This is a genomic window from Streptomyces sp. NPDC001100, from assembly GCF_053598575.1.
On sequence record NZ_JBSFKO010000035.1, the window covers coordinates 73,756 to 91,925 of the forward strand.

Annotated in this window: 18 protein-coding genes; all 18 read left to right on the top strand. The window is 69.5% G+C overall.

What is annotated here, in order from left to right; translation table 11 throughout:
- The first annotated feature begins 91 nt into the window (after nucleotides 1–91).
- The 18 genes from ACWDEW_RS37320 (at nucleotide 92) to ACWDEW_RS37405 (ending at nucleotide 18,123) form a co-directional block, all read left to right on the top strand.
- Entirely contained in the window at nucleotides 92–1,186 is a 1,095-nt protein-coding gene (locus ACWDEW_RS37320; protein WP_450519032.1) for an SDR family oxidoreductase, read from the top strand.
- Nucleotides 1,183–2,457, top strand: a complete 1,275-nt coding sequence (locus ACWDEW_RS37325; protein ID WP_450519034.1) for an aspartate aminotransferase family protein — start codon at nucleotides 1,183–1,185, stop codon at nucleotides 2,455–2,457. The genes ACWDEW_RS37320 and ACWDEW_RS37325 overlap by 4 nt, the downstream gene beginning before the upstream one ends.
- 1 nt (nucleotide 2,458) lies before the next feature.
- Nucleotides 2,459–2,941 (top strand): type II toxin-antitoxin system RatA family toxin, encoded by a 483-nt coding sequence (locus ACWDEW_RS37330; protein WP_450519036.1) that lies wholly within the window; start codon nucleotides 2,459–2,461, stop codon nucleotides 2,939–2,941.
- The gene (locus tag ACWDEW_RS37335; RefSeq protein ID WP_450519038.1) at nucleotides 2,938–3,492 is read left to right on the top strand and encodes a flavin reductase family protein; all 555 of its coding nucleotides are present in this window, start codon (nucleotides 2,938–2,940) and stop codon (nucleotides 3,490–3,492) included. The genes ACWDEW_RS37330 and ACWDEW_RS37335 overlap by 4 nt, the downstream gene beginning before the upstream one ends.
- Before the next feature lie 41 nt (nucleotides 3,493–3,533).
- Nucleotides 3,534–4,376 carry an SDR family oxidoreductase gene (locus ACWDEW_RS37340; RefSeq protein WP_450519040.1) on the top strand — a complete coding sequence of 281 codons (843 nt, stop codon included), beginning with the start codon at nucleotides 3,534–3,536 and terminating at the stop codon, nucleotides 4,374–4,376.
- Entirely contained in the window at nucleotides 4,373–5,050 is a 678-nt protein-coding gene (locus tag ACWDEW_RS37345) for a sterol desaturase family protein (RefSeq protein WP_450519042.1), read from the top strand. The genes ACWDEW_RS37340 and ACWDEW_RS37345 overlap by 4 nt, the downstream gene beginning before the upstream one ends.
- Nucleotides 5,051–5,230: 180 nt before the next feature.
- Nucleotides 5,231–6,454: a nitric oxide synthase oxygenase gene (locus tag ACWDEW_RS37350; RefSeq protein WP_450519044.1), complete on the top strand. Its 1,224-nt coding sequence runs from the start codon at nucleotides 5,231–5,233 to the stop codon at nucleotides 6,452–6,454.
- 67 nt (nucleotides 6,455–6,521) lie between these two features.
- Complete coding sequence (locus tag ACWDEW_RS37355) at nucleotides 6,522–8,453, top strand: 2-oxoacid:acceptor oxidoreductase subunit alpha (RefSeq protein ID WP_450519046.1); 1,932 nt, start codon at nucleotides 6,522–6,524, stop codon at nucleotides 8,451–8,453.
- A complete protein-coding gene (locus ACWDEW_RS37360; protein ID WP_450519048.1) occupies nucleotides 8,446–9,543 on the top strand; it encodes a 2-oxoacid:ferredoxin oxidoreductase subunit beta in 1,098 nt (365 codons plus the stop codon). The genes ACWDEW_RS37355 and ACWDEW_RS37360 overlap by 8 nt, the downstream gene beginning before the upstream one ends.
- Before the next feature lie 188 nt (nucleotides 9,544–9,731).
- The gene (locus ACWDEW_RS37365; protein WP_450519050.1) at nucleotides 9,732–10,769 is read left to right on the top strand and encodes a radical SAM protein; all 1,038 of its coding nucleotides are present in this window, start codon (nucleotides 9,732–9,734) and stop codon (nucleotides 10,767–10,769) included.
- Nucleotides 10,770–10,773: 4 nt separating this feature from the next.
- Nucleotides 10,774–11,061: an acyl carrier protein gene (locus ACWDEW_RS37370; protein WP_450519052.1), complete on the top strand. Its 288-nt coding sequence runs from the start codon at nucleotides 10,774–10,776 to the stop codon at nucleotides 11,059–11,061.
- On the top strand, nucleotides 11,058–12,362 hold the full coding sequence (locus tag ACWDEW_RS37375; RefSeq protein ID WP_450519054.1) for a peptide ligase PGM1-related protein: 1,305 nt from the start codon (nucleotides 11,058–11,060) through the stop codon (nucleotides 12,360–12,362). Before ACWDEW_RS37370 ends, ACWDEW_RS37375 begins: the two co-directional genes overlap by 4 nt.
- Complete coding sequence (locus ACWDEW_RS37380) at nucleotides 12,352–13,335, top strand: Gfo/Idh/MocA family protein (protein ID WP_450519055.1); 984 nt, start codon at nucleotides 12,352–12,354, stop codon at nucleotides 13,333–13,335. Before ACWDEW_RS37375 ends, ACWDEW_RS37380 begins: the two co-directional genes overlap by 11 nt.
- Nucleotides 13,332–14,369: a lysylphosphatidylglycerol synthase domain-containing protein gene (locus ACWDEW_RS37385; RefSeq protein ID WP_450519057.1), complete on the top strand. Its 1,038-nt coding sequence runs from the start codon at nucleotides 13,332–13,334 to the stop codon at nucleotides 14,367–14,369. The genes ACWDEW_RS37380 and ACWDEW_RS37385 overlap by 4 nt, the downstream gene beginning before the upstream one ends.
- Nucleotides 14,370–14,460: 91 nt before the next feature.
- Nucleotides 14,461–14,628 (top strand): hypothetical protein, encoded by a 168-nt coding sequence (locus ACWDEW_RS37390; RefSeq protein ID WP_450519106.1) that lies wholly within the window; start codon nucleotides 14,461–14,463, stop codon nucleotides 14,626–14,628.
- A gap of 78 nt (nucleotides 14,629–14,706) precedes the next feature.
- On the top strand, nucleotides 14,707–15,807 hold the full coding sequence (locus ACWDEW_RS37395) for a hypothetical protein (protein WP_450519059.1): 1,101 nt from the start codon (nucleotides 14,707–14,709) through the stop codon (nucleotides 15,805–15,807).
- An 8-nt stretch (nucleotides 15,808–15,815) separates the two neighbouring features.
- Nucleotides 15,816–17,108 carry a condensation domain-containing protein gene (locus tag ACWDEW_RS37400; protein WP_450519061.1) on the top strand — a complete coding sequence of 431 codons (1,293 nt, stop codon included), beginning with the start codon at nucleotides 15,816–15,818 and terminating at the stop codon, nucleotides 17,106–17,108.
- Nucleotides 17,109–17,220: 112 nt separating this feature from the next.
- On the top strand, nucleotides 17,221–18,123 hold the full coding sequence (locus ACWDEW_RS37405) for a UTP--glucose-1-phosphate uridylyltransferase (protein WP_450519063.1): 903 nt from the start codon (nucleotides 17,221–17,223) through the stop codon (nucleotides 18,121–18,123).
- The last annotated feature ends 47 nt before the right edge of the window (nucleotides 18,124–18,170 follow it).

The window sequence follows — 18,170 nt, forward strand, 5'->3', positions numbered from 1 at the left end:
GGCACTGCCCCTGTACGGCGTCCTGCCGCACGACCGCCGGCGACGGACCGCGCCGTAATCCCTGTCGACCGACTCCCCGAGGTGCACCATCGTGTCTGCTTCCCGTCCCAACGTCCTACTCACCGGCGCCTCGGGCGTCCTCGGCACTGCCCTGCTGGCCGAGCTCCCCTCCTCCTGCCACGTGACCGCCCTGGTCCACCACTGCCCCTGCCCGGTCGCCGACGACCAGCTCACCGGCGACCTGACCGCCCCCGGCCTCGGTCTGAACCGTGAGACGTACCAGGCCCTGGCCCGCCAGGTCGACGCCGTCGTGCACTGCGCCGCCGTGACCGACTTCACCCGCGGGCCCGAGGCCACCCACGCCACGAACGAGGCCGGCACCCGTGCGGTGGCCGAGTTCACCGCCGACGCCGGTGCGACGCTCTACCACGTCTCCACCGCGTTCGTTGCCCGGCATGAACTGACCCGCTCCCGACTGGGTCGCGACACCGGGGAAGCCGCCGCCCGGCCGGAGGACTACCTGGACTCCAAACGCGCCGGTGAGCAGGTCGTGCGTGACTCGGGCATACCGGCGGTGATCATCCGTCCGTCGATCGTCATAGGCGACTCCCGAACGGGGGAGATCTCCGCGTTCCAGGGACTGCACAACATCCTGCAGATGCTGCTGCGCGGCCTCATGCCGCTGGTCCCGCTGCCCGCCACCTCACTCATCGACTTCGTCCCGCAGGACCTGGTGGCCCGTACCATCGCCGCGCTGATCGCCGAGGAGCGCCGCGACGGCGAGGTCTGGGTGACCGCCGGGCCGCAGGCGCTCCGCGCCGAACAGGTGATGGACGTGGTCGCGGACACCTGCGCCGAACTCGGGCTGAACCGTAGGATGCCCCGCTTCGTCGGCACCGACATGGTCGACCGGCTGATCCGCCCGGTCTTCCTGGCCGACGGCCTCCCGGACCGGATGCTGCGCCGCTTCGACGACATGCTCGCCATGACCGCGCTGTTCGCCGACGCACCCACCTTCCCCACCTCGCTCGGCGAACTGCCGGGCGGGCCGCCGCCGGTGACCCGGTCCAGGTCGGACTCCGCCCTGCGCAGCTCGATCCTGTACCTCGCGGAGACCAAGCGGATCGGCGAGGTCACAGCCACCGGCAGCCCGGTCCGGACGGCCCCGGCGGGGGTGCCCGCATGACGCCGGTGACCACGCCGACCGTACGCGGTACGGCGCCGCAGGAATCGTCGGTGGCCGACGTGCTCGACGCCTACCGGAAGCACCTGGGCCGGGGGAGGGCCCGGCTGGCGTCCATGACCGGTGGCGTGATGGAGATCGCCTCGTACGGCGCCCGGGTCTTCGCCGCGGACGGCAGGGAGTACGTCGACTGCGGCGGCTACGGGGTCTTCCTGCTCGGCCACTGCCACCCCCGGGTCGTCGAGGCGGTGGTCGCCCAGGTCCGCCGCCACCCGCTCGCCTCCCGCCTGCTGCTCGAACCGGTGGCGGCCGGCGCCGCGACCGCGCTGGCCGAGATCACCCCGCCCGGACTGGACTACGTGCACTTCGTCAACTCCGGTGCGGAGGCGACCGAGACGGCCATCAAGTTGGCGCGTGCCCACGGACTGCAGCGGCTCATCTCCGCGACGGGCGGCTATCACGGCAAGACCACCGGTGCCCTCGCGCTGACCGCCAAGCCGTTCTACCAGGACCCCTTCCGTCCGTTGCTGCCCGCCGAACACATCCCCTACGGAGATGCCGAAGCCCTGGCCTCCGCGCTGGCCGCCGGGCCCGCGGCCTGTGTCGTGATCGAACCGGTGCAGGGGGAGGGCGGAGTCGTCCTGCCGCCTCCGGGCTACCTCCGTGATGTCCAGCTGCTCTGTGTCCAGTACGGAGCGTTCTTCGTTCTGGACGAGATCCAGACCGGCCTCGGCCGCCTGGGCACCTGGTGGGGCGCGGACACCGAGGACGTACGCCCCGACGTACTCCTGGTCGGCAAGAACCTCAGCGGCGGGGTGATTCCCGTAGCGGCCGCGGTCGCCACCGCCGAGGCGTACGCGCCCTTCGACCGCGACCCCTTCCTGCACACCTCCACCTTCGCCGGCGCCCCCGTCGCCATGGCCGCCGCGCACGCCGCCGTACGAACCATCGCCGAGGAAGGCCTCGTGGAGCAGGCGCACCTGCTCGGGATCGACCTCATCGACCGGGTCCGCGACACCCTCGCACCGCTGGGTGACGCCGTCGCCGACATACGCGGCAAGGGACTGCTCATCGGCATCGAGATGCGCGACGAGGCACTCGCCGGCGAACTCGTACTGCACCTGCTCGAAGCAGGGCTGCTGGTCAACCACTCCCTCAACGCGCACCGCGTGGTCCGCCTGACCCCGCCGGCGGTGCTCACCCGCTCAGACCTGGACCGGATCTCCGAAGCCTTCACCGCCGCGTCCGCCGCCCTATCGAAGGGATTCCACTGACATGCCCGAGGTCACTCTCGACGTCCACGTGCCCGACACCGCCGCACCGGAAGTCTTCGGCCTGCTGCGCGACTTCGCCGCCTACCCCAAGTACACCGACGCCATCCGCGAGGTCCGCGTCACCGAGGTCGACGACCGCACCGTGGACTCCCACTGGTCGGCCAACTTCCGCAACGGGGTGCTGTGCTGGTCCGAGCGCGACCGCTTCGACCCGGCCGCGCTCACCATCGAATTCACCCAGCTCGACGGCGACTTCGAGACCTTCGAGGGCGGCTGGTACGTCCAGCAGGAAGGGCCCGACACCCGCGCCCGGTTCGCTGCCGCCTTCGACCTCGGTATCCCCAGCCTCGCCTCGCTCATCGACCCCATCGCGTCCCGCACTCTGCTGGACACCATGGCGCTGATCGCGCAGGGGCTGTTCGGGTGCCGCATCACCCTGCACGAGCCGGAGCCCGTCGCGGCCGATGCCGGCGGTCGGCCGTGACCTGGCACACCCCCATCGCCCTGCCACCGCTCCCCGGTTCCGCCCCCGCGTCCGTTCCCGGCGAACCCTGCGCCCAGCCGTCCGCCCAGGCGTTCCGTGACGTCATGGCCCACCTGCCCGCCGGGGTGAGCGTCATCACCACCGACGGGATCCACGGCCCGGCCGGCATGACGGCCAGCGCCGTCTGCTCCCTGTCCCTCGACCCGCCCCTGGTCCTGGTGTGCGTCGACAACAACAGCCGCACGCTGGTCCGTATCCGCGACCACGGCACCTTCGCCGTCAACGTGCTGCGCCAGGACCAGGCGAACCTCGCCAAGGACTTCGCCGACCGTGACACCGACCAGCGCAAGCGCTTCGCCGCGGCTTCCTGCCGGCACGAGGCCGGCGGGTCACTCGTCCTCGACGGGGCACTGGCCTGGCTCTCCTGCCAGGTCCAGGACACCTATCCCGGCGGCGACCACACGATCCTCACCGGCCGCGTCAACGCCCTCGGATACACCCACAGCCAGCCCCTGGTCTGGTACTCGCGCCGCTTCCACGCCCTCGCCTGACCGCCGCCCGAACCCCAACAACTCCCCACCCAGGAGGACCCGTGTCGAGGAAACTGACCAACCAGGTCGTCGCCATCACCGGCGGCAGCCGCGGCATCGGCCGCGCCACCGCCGAGGCATTCATCAAGCAGGGCGCCAAGGTCGCCATCGGCGCCCGCAACCACGACTTCGCGGCCACGGTCGCCGACCAGATCGGCGCCCACGCCTACCCACTGGACGTGACCGACCCGGCATCCGCCAAACAATTCTGGAAGACGGTCGAGGCCGACCTCGGCCCCATCGACATCTTCGTCAACAACGCGGGCGAGATGCTGGTCAGCCGCTTCGAGAACGAGAGCGACGAGGCCACCCTCCACCAGATCAACGTCAACCTGCTCGGCACCATCAACGGCATGAAGTCCGCGCTGGGCCCGATGCGCGAGCGCGGACACGGCCACATCATCAACATGGTCTCCGCCGTCGGCATGATCGGCCTGCCCGGCTGCGCCACCTACTCGGCCGCCAAGCACGCCGTGGTGGGCCTGTCCGAGGGAGTACGCGCAGAACTGCGCGGCTCCGGCGTGGACCTGTCGATCATCCTGCCCATCCCCGCCCAGACCGAACTGACCTCCGGCGTCAGCAAGGGCCGCTTCGTCCCCCTGCTCACCCCCCAGGACATCGCCGCGGCCGTGCTCCGCACCGCCCGCCGCCCCCGCTACAACGTCTACGTCCCCGGCTGGACCAACCCGGTCACCCGCTCCCTGTTCCTGCTGCCCCAGCCCTGGCGCGACGCCATGGGACGGCTCCTGAAGGCCGACCAGCTGCTGCGCACCACCGACTACCAGGCCCGCATCGGCTACGAGGCACGGCTGGGCCACATGGGACCCAGGGAGGCGAGTCTGTGAACGCCCCGACCAAGCCGGCCTCCGTCAGCAAGGGTGCCGTCAGGCGGGGCAACGCCCCCTCCGTGACCGGCATTCGGCTCCTTGACAAGCTCATCCATGTCAGCCCGGCCACCACCGTCATCATGTTCGCCCCCGTAGCCGTCGGCGCCACCGTCGTCTCGGTCGGCCGCGGCGGCGGCTGGTCCCTCCTCGGCTGGGGGCTCGCCGGCTACGTCTACTGGACCCTGTCCGAATACTGGGGCCACCGGATCGTCCTGCACTACGAGCCCGAGCGCGGCTTCGGCGCCAAACTTCACTACCTCCTGCACGGCGTCCACCACGAGTACCCGCAGGACGCCCGCCGCTCCATCCTCAGCCCCCTGCTCAGCATCCCCATGGTCGGGTCGGCCTTTTACTTCTCCAGCGGGCTGCTCGGTGTGCCGCTGGTCTTCGGAGCCGGCTACATCGTCGGATACCTCGCCTACGACCTGTTCCACCTCTACTTGCACCACGGCAAACCGAAGAACCGCCTGCTGCGCACCCTGCGCGAGTACCACATGCGCCATCACTTCCGCGATGACACCCGGGGTTTCGGCATCAGCGCCCCCTACTGGGACGAACTGTTCGGCACCTCCATCGCCCGCTCGCCCCGGACCGGGCAGTCCGTCGGCGCCGCACCCGGCAGCAGCGCCTGACGCCCGGCCGCCCCCGAGAACCGCGTGGGCGTCTCGTCGTCACCGGGACCACAACCTGTCGTCGGTGCCCGGCCCCGGTGACCGGCGCAGGCGCCCACGCGCACTACAGCGGGCGGCCACCGGCCGCTCCTCCCGACACCCGCCGCCCCGGGCCGAGCTGCCCCCTTCCGAGGACAGGCCATGAACCCTTCCGACACCCTTGCCGCACGCCTCGCGCCCCACCCGCCCCCGCGCCCCCAGCCCACCTACGAGGACCCCGCGTCGCTCCCTGTCTCCGGCGGGGCCGGCCAGGCCGACCCAGCCGAAGCCGAGGACTTCATCCGGATGCACCACCGCGAACACCCCGACCAGCCGCACTCCCTCCACACGCGGCTCCAGGAGATACAGCGGCAGATCCGCGACACCGGCACCTACCGCCACAGCTCCGCCGAACTCGCCTTCGGCGCCCGGGTGGCCTGGCGCAACAGCAGCCGCTGCATCGGCCGCCTGTACTGGAACAGCCTGCAGGTCCTGGACCGTCGCGATGCCACCGCCCCCGAGGAAATCCACCAGCACCTGATCACCCATCTCCGGCAGGGCACCAACGGCGGCCGCATCCGCCCGGTGATCTCCGTCTTCGCCCCCGACGTCCCCGGCCGCCCCAGCCCGCGGGTATGGAACGACCAGCTCATCCGCTACGCCGGTTACCGGCAGAGCGACGGCAGCGTCATCGGGGACCCCGCGTACGCCGACTTCACCGAACTGGTCCAGCGAATGGGCTGGAACGCCCCCGGCGGCGCCTTCGACGTCCTGCCCCTGGTCGTCAGCACCCACGACACCAAGCCGCAGCTCTTCGACGTCCCCGCCGACGCCGTCCTCGAAGTCCCGCTCAGTCACCCCGAACACCCCTGGTTCGCCGACCTGGAACTGCGCTGGCACGCACTGCCGGCCATCTCCAACATGCGGCTGCGCATCGGCGGCCTCGACTACCCGCTCGCCCCCTTCAACGGCTGGTACATGGGCACGGAGATCGGCGCCCGCAACCTGGTCGACGAAGGCCGCTACGACCTGTTGCCGCTCATCGCCACCCGCCTGGGCCTGGACACCGACAGCGAAACCTCCCTGTGGCGCGACCGCGCCCTGGTCGAACTCAATGTGGCCGTCCTGCACTCCTTCAACGAGGCCGGCGCCCGTATCAGCGACCACCACACCGAGTCCCGGCGCTTCCTGACCCACCTGGAGAAGGAACAGCGCGCGGGCAGAACCGTCCCCGCCGACTGGACCTGGATCGTCCCCCCGCTGTCCGGCGGCATCACCCCGGTCTTCCACCGGTACTACGACCAGGCCGACCAGCGCCCCAACTTCTACCTCGACGACCAGGCCCGCGACCTCGGCCGCGGTCAGTGCCCCTACCACGGCGGATGAGCCGGGTGCCGTCCCACGACAGAGTCACGGCGACACGCGTGCGCCGCTTCGACGGAGGTCCGATCCAGTGACGAGTCAGGTCAGCAGCCCAGCGGCCGAACAACCGGTCCTCGGTGAGCAGCGCCGTCCGGCCAAGGAGATCCGGCGGCTGGATCGGGTGATCATCCGATTCGCCGGGGACTCCGGCGACGGGATGCAGCTCGCGGGGGACCGGTTCACCTCGGAGACGGCGTCGTTCGGGAATGATCTGTCGACGCTGCCGAACTTCCCGGCGGAGATCAGGGCCCCCGCAGGCACCCTGCCGGGAGTGTCAAGTTTCCAGCTGCACTTCGCCGATCACGACATCCTGACGCCGGGCGACGCCCCCGACGTGCTGGTGGCGATGAACCCGGCCGCGCTGAAGGCGAATGTCGACGACCTGCCGCGCGGCGCGGAGATCATCGTGAACACCGATGAGTTCACCAAGCGCGCACTGGCCAGAGTCGGTTACCCCGCCAGCCCGCTGGACGACGGTTCGCTCCAGGGTTACTCGGTGCACCCGGTGCCGCTGACGACCCTGACCGTGGGCGCGTTGAAGGATTTCCCGCTGTCGCGGAAGGAGGCCGAGCGCAGCAAGAACATGTTCGCGCTCGGGCTGCTGTCCTGGATGTACCACCGTCCGACAGAGGGCACCGAGGGCTTCCTGCGGAAGAAGTTCGCGAAGAAGCCGGACATCGCCGAGGCGAACATCGCCGCTTTCAGGGCGGGTTGGAACTTCGGCGAGACCACCGAGGACTTCGCGGTCTCCTACGAGGTGCAGCCGGCCGCAGCGGCCTTCCCGGCCGGCCAGTACCGCAACATCTCGGGGAACCTGGCCCTGTCGTACGGCCTGATCGCCGCGAGCAGGCAGGCCGACCTGCTGCTGTACCTGGGCTCGTACCCGATCACCCCGGCGAGCGACATCCTGCACGAGCTGAGCAGGCACAAGAACTTCGGGGTGCGCACGTTCCAGGCCGAGGACGAGATCGCCGGCGTCGGCGCCGCCCTCGGCGCGGCCTTCGGCGGCTCGCTCGCGGTGACCACCACCTCCGGTCCCGGCGTCGCGCTGAAGTCGGAGACCATCGGCCTCGCGGTCTCCCTCGAACTGCCGCTCCTGGTGATCGACATCCAGCGCGGCGGCCCGTCCACCGGTCTGCCCACCAAGACCGAACAGGCCGACCTCCTCCAGGCGATGTACGGGCGCAACGGCGAGGCCCCGGTACCCATCGTCGCGCCGCGCACCCCCGCGGACTGTTTCGACGCCGCGGTCGAGGCCGCCCGCATCGCACTCACCTACCGCACCCCCGTCTTCCTGCTCTCCGACGGCTACCTCGCCAACGGCTCCGAACCCTGGCGGATCCCCGAGGCCGACGAACTCCCAGACCTGCGGGTCCAGTTCGCCACCCGGCCGAACCACACCGCTGCCGACGGCACCGAGGTCTTCTGGCCGTACAAGCGGGATCCGCGGACCCTGGCCCGGCCCTGGGCGGTCCCCGGCACACCCGGACTCGAACACCGGATCGGCGGCATCGAGAAGCAGGACGGCCCCGGCAACATCTCCTACGACCCGGCCAACCACGACCTGATGGTCCGCACCCGGCAGGCGAAGATCGACGGAATCGCCGTCCCGGACATCGCAGTCGACGATCCTTCCGGGCAAGCGCGCACTCTGGTGCTCGGCTGGGGTTCCACATACGGGCCCATCACCGCGGCCGTCCGGCGCATCAGGCGTGCCGGCGGCGCCGTCGCGCAGGCGCATCTGCGCCACCTCAACCCCTTCCCGGGAAATCTCGGCGAAGTGCTGCGCTCCTACGACCGCGTCGTCGTCCCGGAGATGAACCTCGGCCAGCTCGCCCAACTGCTGCGGGCCAGGTACTTGGTCGACGTGCGTTCGTACACCCAGGTCACCGGCTTGCCGTTCAAGGCCGAGCAACTCGCCCGCGCCATCACGACCGTGCAGGAGGAGAGCGCAGATGTCTGAGGCACCCGTCGTCGACCACCCGACGCAGGGGATCACGGCACTCTCCCTGGTCCCGAAGACCGACGCGAAGCAGTCGATGAAGGACTTCAAGTCGGACCAGGAAGTGCGCTGGTGCCCCGGCTGCGGCGACTACGCGATCCTCGCCGCGGTACAGGGCTTCATGCCCGAACTCGGTCTGGCCCGCGAGAACATCGTCTTCGTCTCCGGCATCGGCTGCTCGTCCCGCTTCCCGTACTACATGAACACCTACGGGATGCACTCCATCCACGGCCGCGCCCCCGCCATCGCCACCGGCCTGTCCACCTCGCGCCGCGACCTGAGCGTCTGGGTGGTCACCGGCGACGGCGACGCGCTGTCCATCGGCGGCAACCATCTGATCCACGCCCTGCGCCGCAACGTCAACCTCAAGATCCTCCTCTTCAACAACCGGATCTACGGCCTGACGAAGGGCCAGTACTCACCGACCTCGGAGGTCGGGAAGATCACGAAGTCGACGCCGATGGGTTCGCTGGACGCCCCGTTCAACCCGGTGTCGCTCGCGATCGGCGCGGAGGCGTCCTTCGTGGCCCGCACGATCGACTCCGACCGCAGGCACCTGACGGAGGTCCTCCGCGAGGCGGCCGCCCACCCCGGTACCGCGCTGGTCGAGATCTACCAGAACTGCAACATCTTCAACGACGGCGCCTTCGACGCACTCAAGGACCGGCAGTCCGCCCAGGAAGCCCTCATCCGCCTGGAACACGGGCAGCCGATCCGGTTCGGAACCGACGGTTCGCGCGGTGTCGTACGGGATCCCGCCACCGGCGACCTGCGGGTGGTCGATGTCACCGAGGCCAACCAGTCGGACATCGTGATCCACGACGCGCACGCGGCCGGCTCCACCAACGCCTTCGCGCTGTCCCGCCTCGCCGACCCCGACACCCTGCACCACACCCCGATCGGCGTACTGCGCGACATCGACCGCCCGGTCTACGACGCCGACATGGCCGACCAACTCGAACGAGCCGTCGAACAACACGGCAAGGGCGACCTGGGCGCACTCCTCACCGGCAACGACACCTGGACCGTCACCGGGCCGGCACGCAGATAAAGCCACTGTGGCGCAGATGCGTTGCCGGCCGACAACAAGAGGAATGCACTGTGCATCCGAAAACAGACCGCAAGTTCAATTCCAGCGAATTCGCCGATCTGCGACGCACCGTCGCCATTCGCTCCGAGACCCGGAGAAACCTCGTCCTGGATCCGGGATACGCGACGCCGATGCCGCGTGAGGTGAGCATGCAGCTCACCTATCGTTGCAATCTGCGATGCGACCACTGCTACCAGTGGAGCGATCAGGGCTTCTTCCACGACTTCAGCAAGGAGAAGCAACGCACCGAGCTGGACGTGGACGTGGTCGACCGGGTGCTGCGGGCCACCGAGGAGACGCGGGCCAAGGTCTTCCTCTGGGGCGGCGAGCCGCTGATGCACACCCGCTTCGCGGAGATCTCGGAGCTGCTGGCGCGGACCCCGCGCACCATCAACATGTGCACCAACGGCCTGATGCTGGAGCGCAATCTGCCCCACCTGCTGCCGCTCGGGCCGGGCCTGAATCTGCTGGTGAGCCTGGACGGCCTCGGCGGCGACCACGAGGCGCTCCGCGGACGCGGCACCTTCCCGCGCACGATCCGCAACATCGAGACGATGCTCGACCTCCAGCGCTCAGGAGAGTTCCAGGGCGAGATCTCGATCTCGTGCATGGTGAGCGACCAGACCGTGGGCGGCATGTACGAGTTCATGGAGTGGGCCGAGGAACTCGGCGTCAACTCCGTCTACTTCCAGTTCCCCTGGTACATCAGCCCGCCGGTGGCCCAGTCCATGGACGAACTGTACGAGAAGTCCTTCAAGTGGCTCGACCAGCCGTCCCCCGGCGCGAAACCGACCTGGCACTCCTACACCTACCGCCTGAACCCCGACCTCATCGAGACACTGCGCGGGTCCATGGCCAAGCTCGCCGAACGGACATGGCGGGTGCGCATCCGCTACCAGCCGCAGCTGCAACCCGACGAGGTCGCCGACTTCGTCCTGGGAACGCCGCAGCCGGCGCAGCAGCGCAGCCGCTGTCTGGCGGTGTCCAACCGGCTGGAGGTTCACGCCGACGGCAAGGTCAGTTCCTGCAAGTTCTTCCCCGAGTTCGTCATCGGGGACCTCTACGCGAACAGCGTTGCCGAGGTCTGGCAGGGCGAACCGTTCCGCCGGGTGCGAGAGGTACTCAGCGGCACCGGACTGATGCCCGTCTGCTCCAAGTGCATCCTTCTCTATCTGAACGGAGTGTGACCAGGTGAACGGTTATGGATCGGGTGCCTCGGTCCAGGAACGGGTCAAGGCCGTCCTGGGCGGGATCCTCGGCCAGGATCTGGTGGCCGATATCACCGACGACACCGGAATCGTCAACGACCTCGGGCTCGACTCGATCCAGATGATCACGTTCCTGCTCCGTATCGAGGACGAATTCGACCTGGAACTCGACTTCGAGAGCCTGGAGCTCGCACAGCTCGACTCGGTACGGCAGTTCTGCGAATTCGTGACGACCGACGCGTACCAGCAGCATCAGCGCCAGCCGATATGAGCGAGAGCAAGCTGATCCGGCTCGGCACGTTCGACGCCGAGCGCAGCTGGCGCCCGAGCGGGCTGGCCACGCTCCCCAATGTCCGCAGCCCGGGCGGCGACCGGGTGGTCGCTGCCATGGATGAGCTGCTTGCCGTACTGTGCGGCCCCGATGACCTGCTGATTACCGGGTCAGCCCTGCCGGACTCGTTCATCGGCGCCCTGGCCGGAGCCGGCATCGCGCTGCGGTACCGGCCGGCGCCGTCCCCCGGTACCGACGACACGCACCTGACGGTCGAGCAGCGGCTGCTGCACGCGCCGCCCGGAGACCTGGCCGGTTACGGCCTGGCGCCCTACGCCGTCCTGCCGGAGACCGCACCCCTGATCCGCGCCTGTGGTCTGCGGGCGGATCTGCCCGGTGCCGACGTGGTGCGCCGGGTCTCCTCGAAGACGTGGTCGAACGCGCTCGTACGGACGATGGGACTCCGCGGCGCCGGCACGGTGGCCAGGTCGGTACCGGAACTACTGGCGCAGGTGAAACAACTTGGCACCGCTGCGGCAGTGATCAAGGACCCCTACGGCGTGGCCGGTCGCGGCACCATCGCGGTGTCATCACCACGGATGCTGGGCACCGTCGCCCGGGTCCTTCAACGGCAGGTGGACCAGGGCGCGACTGTGGAGCTGTTCGTGCAGCCCCACTACGACCGGGTCGTCGACTTCTCGGCGCAGATCCACGTCACCGGGGACGGCGAGATCCGCTGGCGCGGCATCAGGCTCATGCAGAACACGGAGTTCTCCTACACCGGATCACGTCCCATCCCGGCGGCTTTGGAACAGCGCCTCGCCCAGGCCCGCTACCGGGAGTTGATCAACGGCGTCGGTGCGGCCCTGGCCGCCGAGGGGTACCACGGTCCGGTCTGCGTCGACTCGATGCTCCTGCGCGACGGTTCCCTCGTCCCGGTTCTCGAAATCAATCCCCGGGTCTCGATGGGCCTGATCAGCCTGGCCCTTGAGCGGCGGCTGGCCGGCCCGGGCACGACCGCCCGGCTGTCCGTCCGTACGGTGCGCCTGCCCGAACCGTCCACGGCCTCCCGTGTCTTCGACCGACTGACGACCGTCCTCGACGAACGTGGCGCACTGCTCCGGGCGGGCCGTCCAGGACTGCTTCCGCTGACAGCCGGAACACTCCGACCGCCGCGAGGCCGCCTTTACTACGCCGTGGTGGCCCGCAGCCAAGAAGAGGACCGTCTGCTGGACGAGATCATGGGCGAGGCCCTCGACCTGATGGGCCGGCAGCCCACCGAGGTGTCACATGCCCCATGAGATCGGGCTGCTCGGCGCGACCCGGATCGCGGAGCGGGCCATCGTACGGCCCTCGGCCGGACGGCCCGGCATACGGGTGCGGGCAGTCGCCGCCAGTACCGCCGACCGGGCCGAGACCTTCCGCTGGACCCACGGGATCCCCGTCGCCCACCCCAACTACCGGGCATTGCTCGCCGACCCAGGCGTCGACACCGTCTATGTGTCGCTGCACAACTCGGCTCACGCCCAGTGGGCCGCCGAGGCCGCCCGCGCGGGCAAGCACGTGATCGTGGAGAAGCCGCTGTGCCTCGGGCGCCACGAGTTGCACGCGCTGCGGACCGCTGCGTTGGCCGGAGGTGTCCACGTCATTGAGGCGGTGATGACCGCCCATCACCCCTGGCAGACCGTGATCCGAGCCCTGATCGCATCGCGGGAACTGGGCGAACTGACCGGGATCCGCTCCCGGATCTCCTTCGACGTCGCGGTCGGCTCCGGTTACCGCTTCGTGCCCGAGCTGGGCGGCGGCGCGTTTCTCGACACTGCGAGCTACTGGTTGCAGGCCGTACAGGCCACGGTCGGTCTCGCCAACACCACCGCGGGCGGTCACTCCGACTTCAGCGGTCCGGGCGGTGTGGACCTGGACTTCACGGCCACGCTGACCTGGCCGTCCGGTCTGCGCGCCACGCTTGACGCGGCTTTGGCCGAGCCGCATCGCGCGGAGCACGAGTTCACCTTCAGCGGCGGCCGCGTACGGCTGAACAACTTCCTGCGACCGGCTGCCGGGCCGTTCCCCGTCAATCTGGTCATCGCTCCGCAGGAGGGCCGGCGCCGGGTCGAGTCCTTCCAACCGTCCGCCTATTACGACGATCAGTTCTCCCGAATCCTCCACACGCTGGACCAGCCAGGCACCGCGAATTACTCAGACGCCGCCGAGCGGGTCGCCGTCATGGAAGACATCTACCTCGATGCCCTCAGCGGAAGGCCCGGACGATGACCGGAGCCGTCGGAACATCCATCAACGCGGGCCCATCTACCCGTGCGCGCAAAGGACCGCTGCGCAGGATCACCAGCGCTTTGGCCGCAGCAGGTGCCGCGGGTGCGATCTGCTGGTGGGCACTGCGCGGAGTTGACCGGACGGCTCTGGCCCGAGCCCTCCACGAAACCCACCCAGGGGTGATCGCTCTGGTGGCACTGGGCTACACCGTGGCGTTCTACGCCTTGGACACCACCGGGTTCACACTGGTCTACCGCCGCCATCTCGCCCCTCATGTGCCCATCCGTCACGTGGTGACGATCGTGTGCGGCAAACAGCTTCTCGGGCTGATCTTCCCGCCTCTCACCAAGCTGATCGCCCCGGTGTACTTTCACCGCCGCTGGCGGGTGGGGATGGCACGGACCCTTGGAGCCACCGAGGTCCTGACCCTCGCCGACGCCGCCGCGGTGATCGCATTCGTATTGGCCGGCGCGGCGCTCGGCAGTACCGGACTGTCCGCAGACGTCGTGCTGCTGGGCATCAGCGCGTGCCTGGCACTGGCTCTCCTCCTCTTCTGGGCCTGGCTGCCGGCGGCACGTCGGGTCTTCCCCCGGATACGCGGCAGTGAGTTCCTGGCCGCCTTCATCCGTAGCAGCCCCGCCGAGATGACGATGCAACTGGCGCTGCGGCTCGCCCTGGCGCTTGCAATGATCGCCGCCTGGTGGCTGTTGCTGCTCGACTCGGGCCACCGCCTCGGCCCGGGACACCTCGCGCAGTTCGGCGCGTTGTTCCTCCTCGCCACCCAACTGCCCGTCTCCGTCGGGGGGTTCGGCGGTCCGCAAGGAGTCTGTGTCCTGCTGCTCACCGACACGTGGAAGCTGCTGCCCCGCTCCGACGCGGTCGCCCTGAGCCTGCTGTGGTCCACCGCCTACCTGCTGTCCCGTGCCCTGATCAGCGCGATGTTCGCGGCACCCATGATCCGGCTACTGCGGTCCGACACCGGCCACACAGCCAAGGAGGGAGCGCCATGCACACTCGAACCAGGCAAGCGGTGAGCGGCGAGGAACTGTCCGCAGCGGTGAGCGAGGCCTTCGGCCAAGGCACCGCCGTCCTGGCGACCCGCGAAGTCCGTACCGATAGCCGCGTATCGAAGGACTTATCGACGCCGAGCGGGCCTTCTGGGGTGACCCGCACGCCGACTTCGTCTCCCTGGCCCTGTTCGACGACATCGAGAAGGACGCCGCCTTTGTGGCCTGCTACCGAGAGGCCGGAGGACAGGTCGCTTTCACACCTCGGCTGCGCCGGGCTCCGTGATCTCGTCACCCGGCGCCTCCGCAGCCACAAACTGAAGGACGCGCTGCGTGCCCCGGCCTGCGCCACCGGGGCCGACCGATGATCGCCGTGCTCACCTCGGGCGTGGCACTGGGAGTGCACGTACCGGGACTGCTGCTGGCCCGTCGGCTCACCGAGTCCGGCCGACCGGTCCGCGTCGACGTGCTCGAGCGGTTCCTGCCGCCGGACAGGCGCAGCCGGATACCCGCGTCCAAGCACGCCTTTCACCGTGACTTCCGATTGGCCCTGGCCGGGCAGCGGCTGTCGAACCAGAACTCCGCGGGCCTGGACGAGGAAGCCGTCCGGGCGTTGCTCGCCGAGTGGACGGCCGCAGAGGTGGACCTGCTCGTGGTGCTCTCCGGATTCTGGCTGCCCGCCGCCCGGTGGTACGCCGCACAGCGGCCCGGCGTCCGTGTCCATGCCTGCCACGTCGACTCGGTCGCGTCGCCCTCGTTCACGTCCGCCGCGTCGTCGGGCATGGGGACAGAGGGGGCGCGGACAGGCTGCCGGGACGTCTGGCTGCTGGAGGAACACGCGGGTTCGATCGCCCGGACCATCCCGGTGAGCCCGGCCGAACCGGTCGGTTGGGCGGAACGGGAACCCCGCTTCCTGGTCCATGGAGGCGGCTGGGGCATGGGGACGTACGCGGCGCGTGCCCGCGAACTGGCCGACTGCGGGCTGGCGTTGGACATCATCGCGTACGAGCGCGGAGACATCCCCGGCGCCGGAGCCCAGGCCCGCGCCTCTGACTGCCGGTATTTCATGATCGACCCGAACTGGCACCCCTGGCACGACGACGGATTCCCGCTGTTCGGCCAGGTGCAGTCCGACGGCAGGGCCGACTTCCGGCGATCCGCGGCGCACCACGATTCCTTCCACCTGGCCCGCAGCGCCATGGCGATGATCAGCAAGCCCGGCGGCGGCACTCTGATGGACTCGCTGGCCGCAGCGACCCCCGTCGTCCTGCTTGAGCCCTTCGGGGCGCACGAGGCACACAACGCCCGCCTGTGGGAGCGACTCGGCTTCGGGATCCCGTACGCCGCCTGGCAGCGGAGCGGGCGGTCTCCAGCGCTCCTCGAAGGCATGCACCACCGCCTGCTCGACGCCCGAGCCCGCGCCACGAGCTACCCGGACTCCCTGATCAAGGAGAGCGCACGATGAGAAGCGAGATGTCCCTTTCCCAGAGGAACGCCATACAGGCGGAGGAGATCCGGCCCGGAGCCGTCACCAACCCCCGGAACACCATGAACATCGTCGTCGACGTGCAGGGAGCGCTGGACCCCCAGGTCCTCGACGCGGCGTTCCGGGACCTGATCGCGCGGCACGAACCCCTCCGGTCCCGACCAGTGGCAGGCACCACCGAGATGGAGATCGAGCCCGTCGAGGATGCCGCGCTGGAGCCGCTCGACACGTCCGGCGACCCCGCAACCGACGGGAACCGGCTGGCGGCCCTCCTGGAAAGGACTCCGGTCGATCTCGGCTCGCCCCCGTCCCTCAGGGGTTTCGTCCTCACCTGCCAGCCGCAGAGGCACCTGATCGGGCTGGTCTTCCACCACTTCGCCGTCGATCCGACGTCCCTGCGGCTGGCCGTCACCGAACTGGCCGCGCTGTACACCGCCCGGCTGCACGGACAGCAACTGCCGCCGAACACAATGCAGTACGGCCAGTACGCGCGTTGGCAGGTCGAGCGGCTCGCCGACAGGGCAGCATCCGATCGTGAGGCATGGCGGACCGAGCTCGCCGGCGTCCAGCCGCCCCGGTACGTACGCGACATCTCCTTCCGGCCGGGGTCGTCCCCCGCCAGCCGAGTGCTGCGCACCGAATTGCTAGACCACGCCGAGATGCGCACGGTGCTCGCCTGGTCGCGACGTCATCGCAGCACGCCGTTCACCACGCTCCTGGCCGCGTTCGCCCTCGCCCTGCGGGCCCGCACCGGCACTGATGACCTGTTGCTGGCCACTGTCTTCGAGCAGCGCGACCGTCCGGAAGCCCGGCAGCTGATCGGCCCTTTCATCTATCCCACCGTGCTGCGGTTGCGCACCCGGTCGGGCGAGTCCGGGCCCGACTGGGTGACCAGGGTCCGGACCTCCGTCACAGGCACTTACCAACGCGCCCAGTTCCCCCTGCGAGATCTGCTCGGAACCGTCCCTCAACTGGTTCCCGGACTCACAGGCAAGGAGCCGACCTGGTACCGCATGTTCGAGTACCTCCCGAACGTCGACACCGCCGTTCTCGCCTTCGGCCAGGCGCACGGCAAAGTCGTCCACTCCACCGGCACCGAGCTGGAGGACAACCACATGGGCTTCTTCCTGCGGGTTCGACGCACCCCGCAGGGCGCTCTCGTGGGACGGACCGCCTACGACGCGGCCGAGTTCAGCGAGGCCGGCGCCCTGGCGCTGCTCGACGACTTCCGTTCACACCTGGCACGGCTCTGCGTGACGCGGGAGACCGCTTCGCGGTGACGGAGTCCCGCGCCTTCCCACCGCGCCGCCAAATGCCATCGGTGACGCCAAGTGCCCGGCCGGGTCACCACGTTGGGCACACACCCACCCAGCCGAACCCGATAGGAATCCCATGATCCGCAAAGCTGTGATCCCGGTGGCCGGCCTGGGCAGCCGCCTCCTCCCGCTGACCAAGGCCCTGCCCAAGGAGATGCTTCCCATCGGCGACAAGCCGGTGATCGAACACACCGTGCGCGAACTCGTCGCCTCGGGGATCAGGGACATCACCATCGTCACCTCCAGCCGGAAGACCCTGATCCAGCAGCATTTCGCCCCCGACACCGACATGGAGCTGCAACTGCGCACCACGAACAAGCACGAACTCGCCGACACCGTGCGCGAACTCTCCGACCTGGCCGCGCATGTCAGCTTCATCCACCAGAACGGGCCGTACGGCAACGGCACCCCCATCCTCAACGCCTCCCGCATCATCGGCGACGAGCCGTTCATGGTCCTGTGGGCGGACGACGTCTTCGTCTCCGACATCCCGCGCGCCCAGCAGCTCAAGGCGGCATACGAGGCCACGGGCGCCCCCGTCCTGGCCCTGATGCCGATGGACCCCGCCGACTCCTCCCGCTACGGCGTCCCGGTCGTCAAGGACGATCTCGGGGGCGGTCGCCTACGCATCTCCGGACTGATGGAGAAACCGAAGCCGAAGGACGCCCCTTCGCCGTACGCCGCGATCGGCGGATACGTGATCACCCCCGGTATCGTCGCCGAGTTGGAGGAGCAGACCCGCCGCTGGCACCACAACCCGCAGGGGGAGATCTACCTCTCCGACGCTCTGCACGCCTACGCCTCCGCCAATCCGGTCTACGGGCAGGTCATCGCCGGCACCTGGTACGACACCGGCTCCCCGCAGGCGTACCTCGAAGCCCAGTTCGCCCACGCCCTCACCCACCCCGAGTACGGCCCGGCACTGCGCCGGCTCGCATACGGCCTCGACGTCGACGCCGGGACGGACCAGTCCGGCTGAACCCCGCGAGGAGACCGGGCAATGCGGTACGGGGGGCACCGGTATAG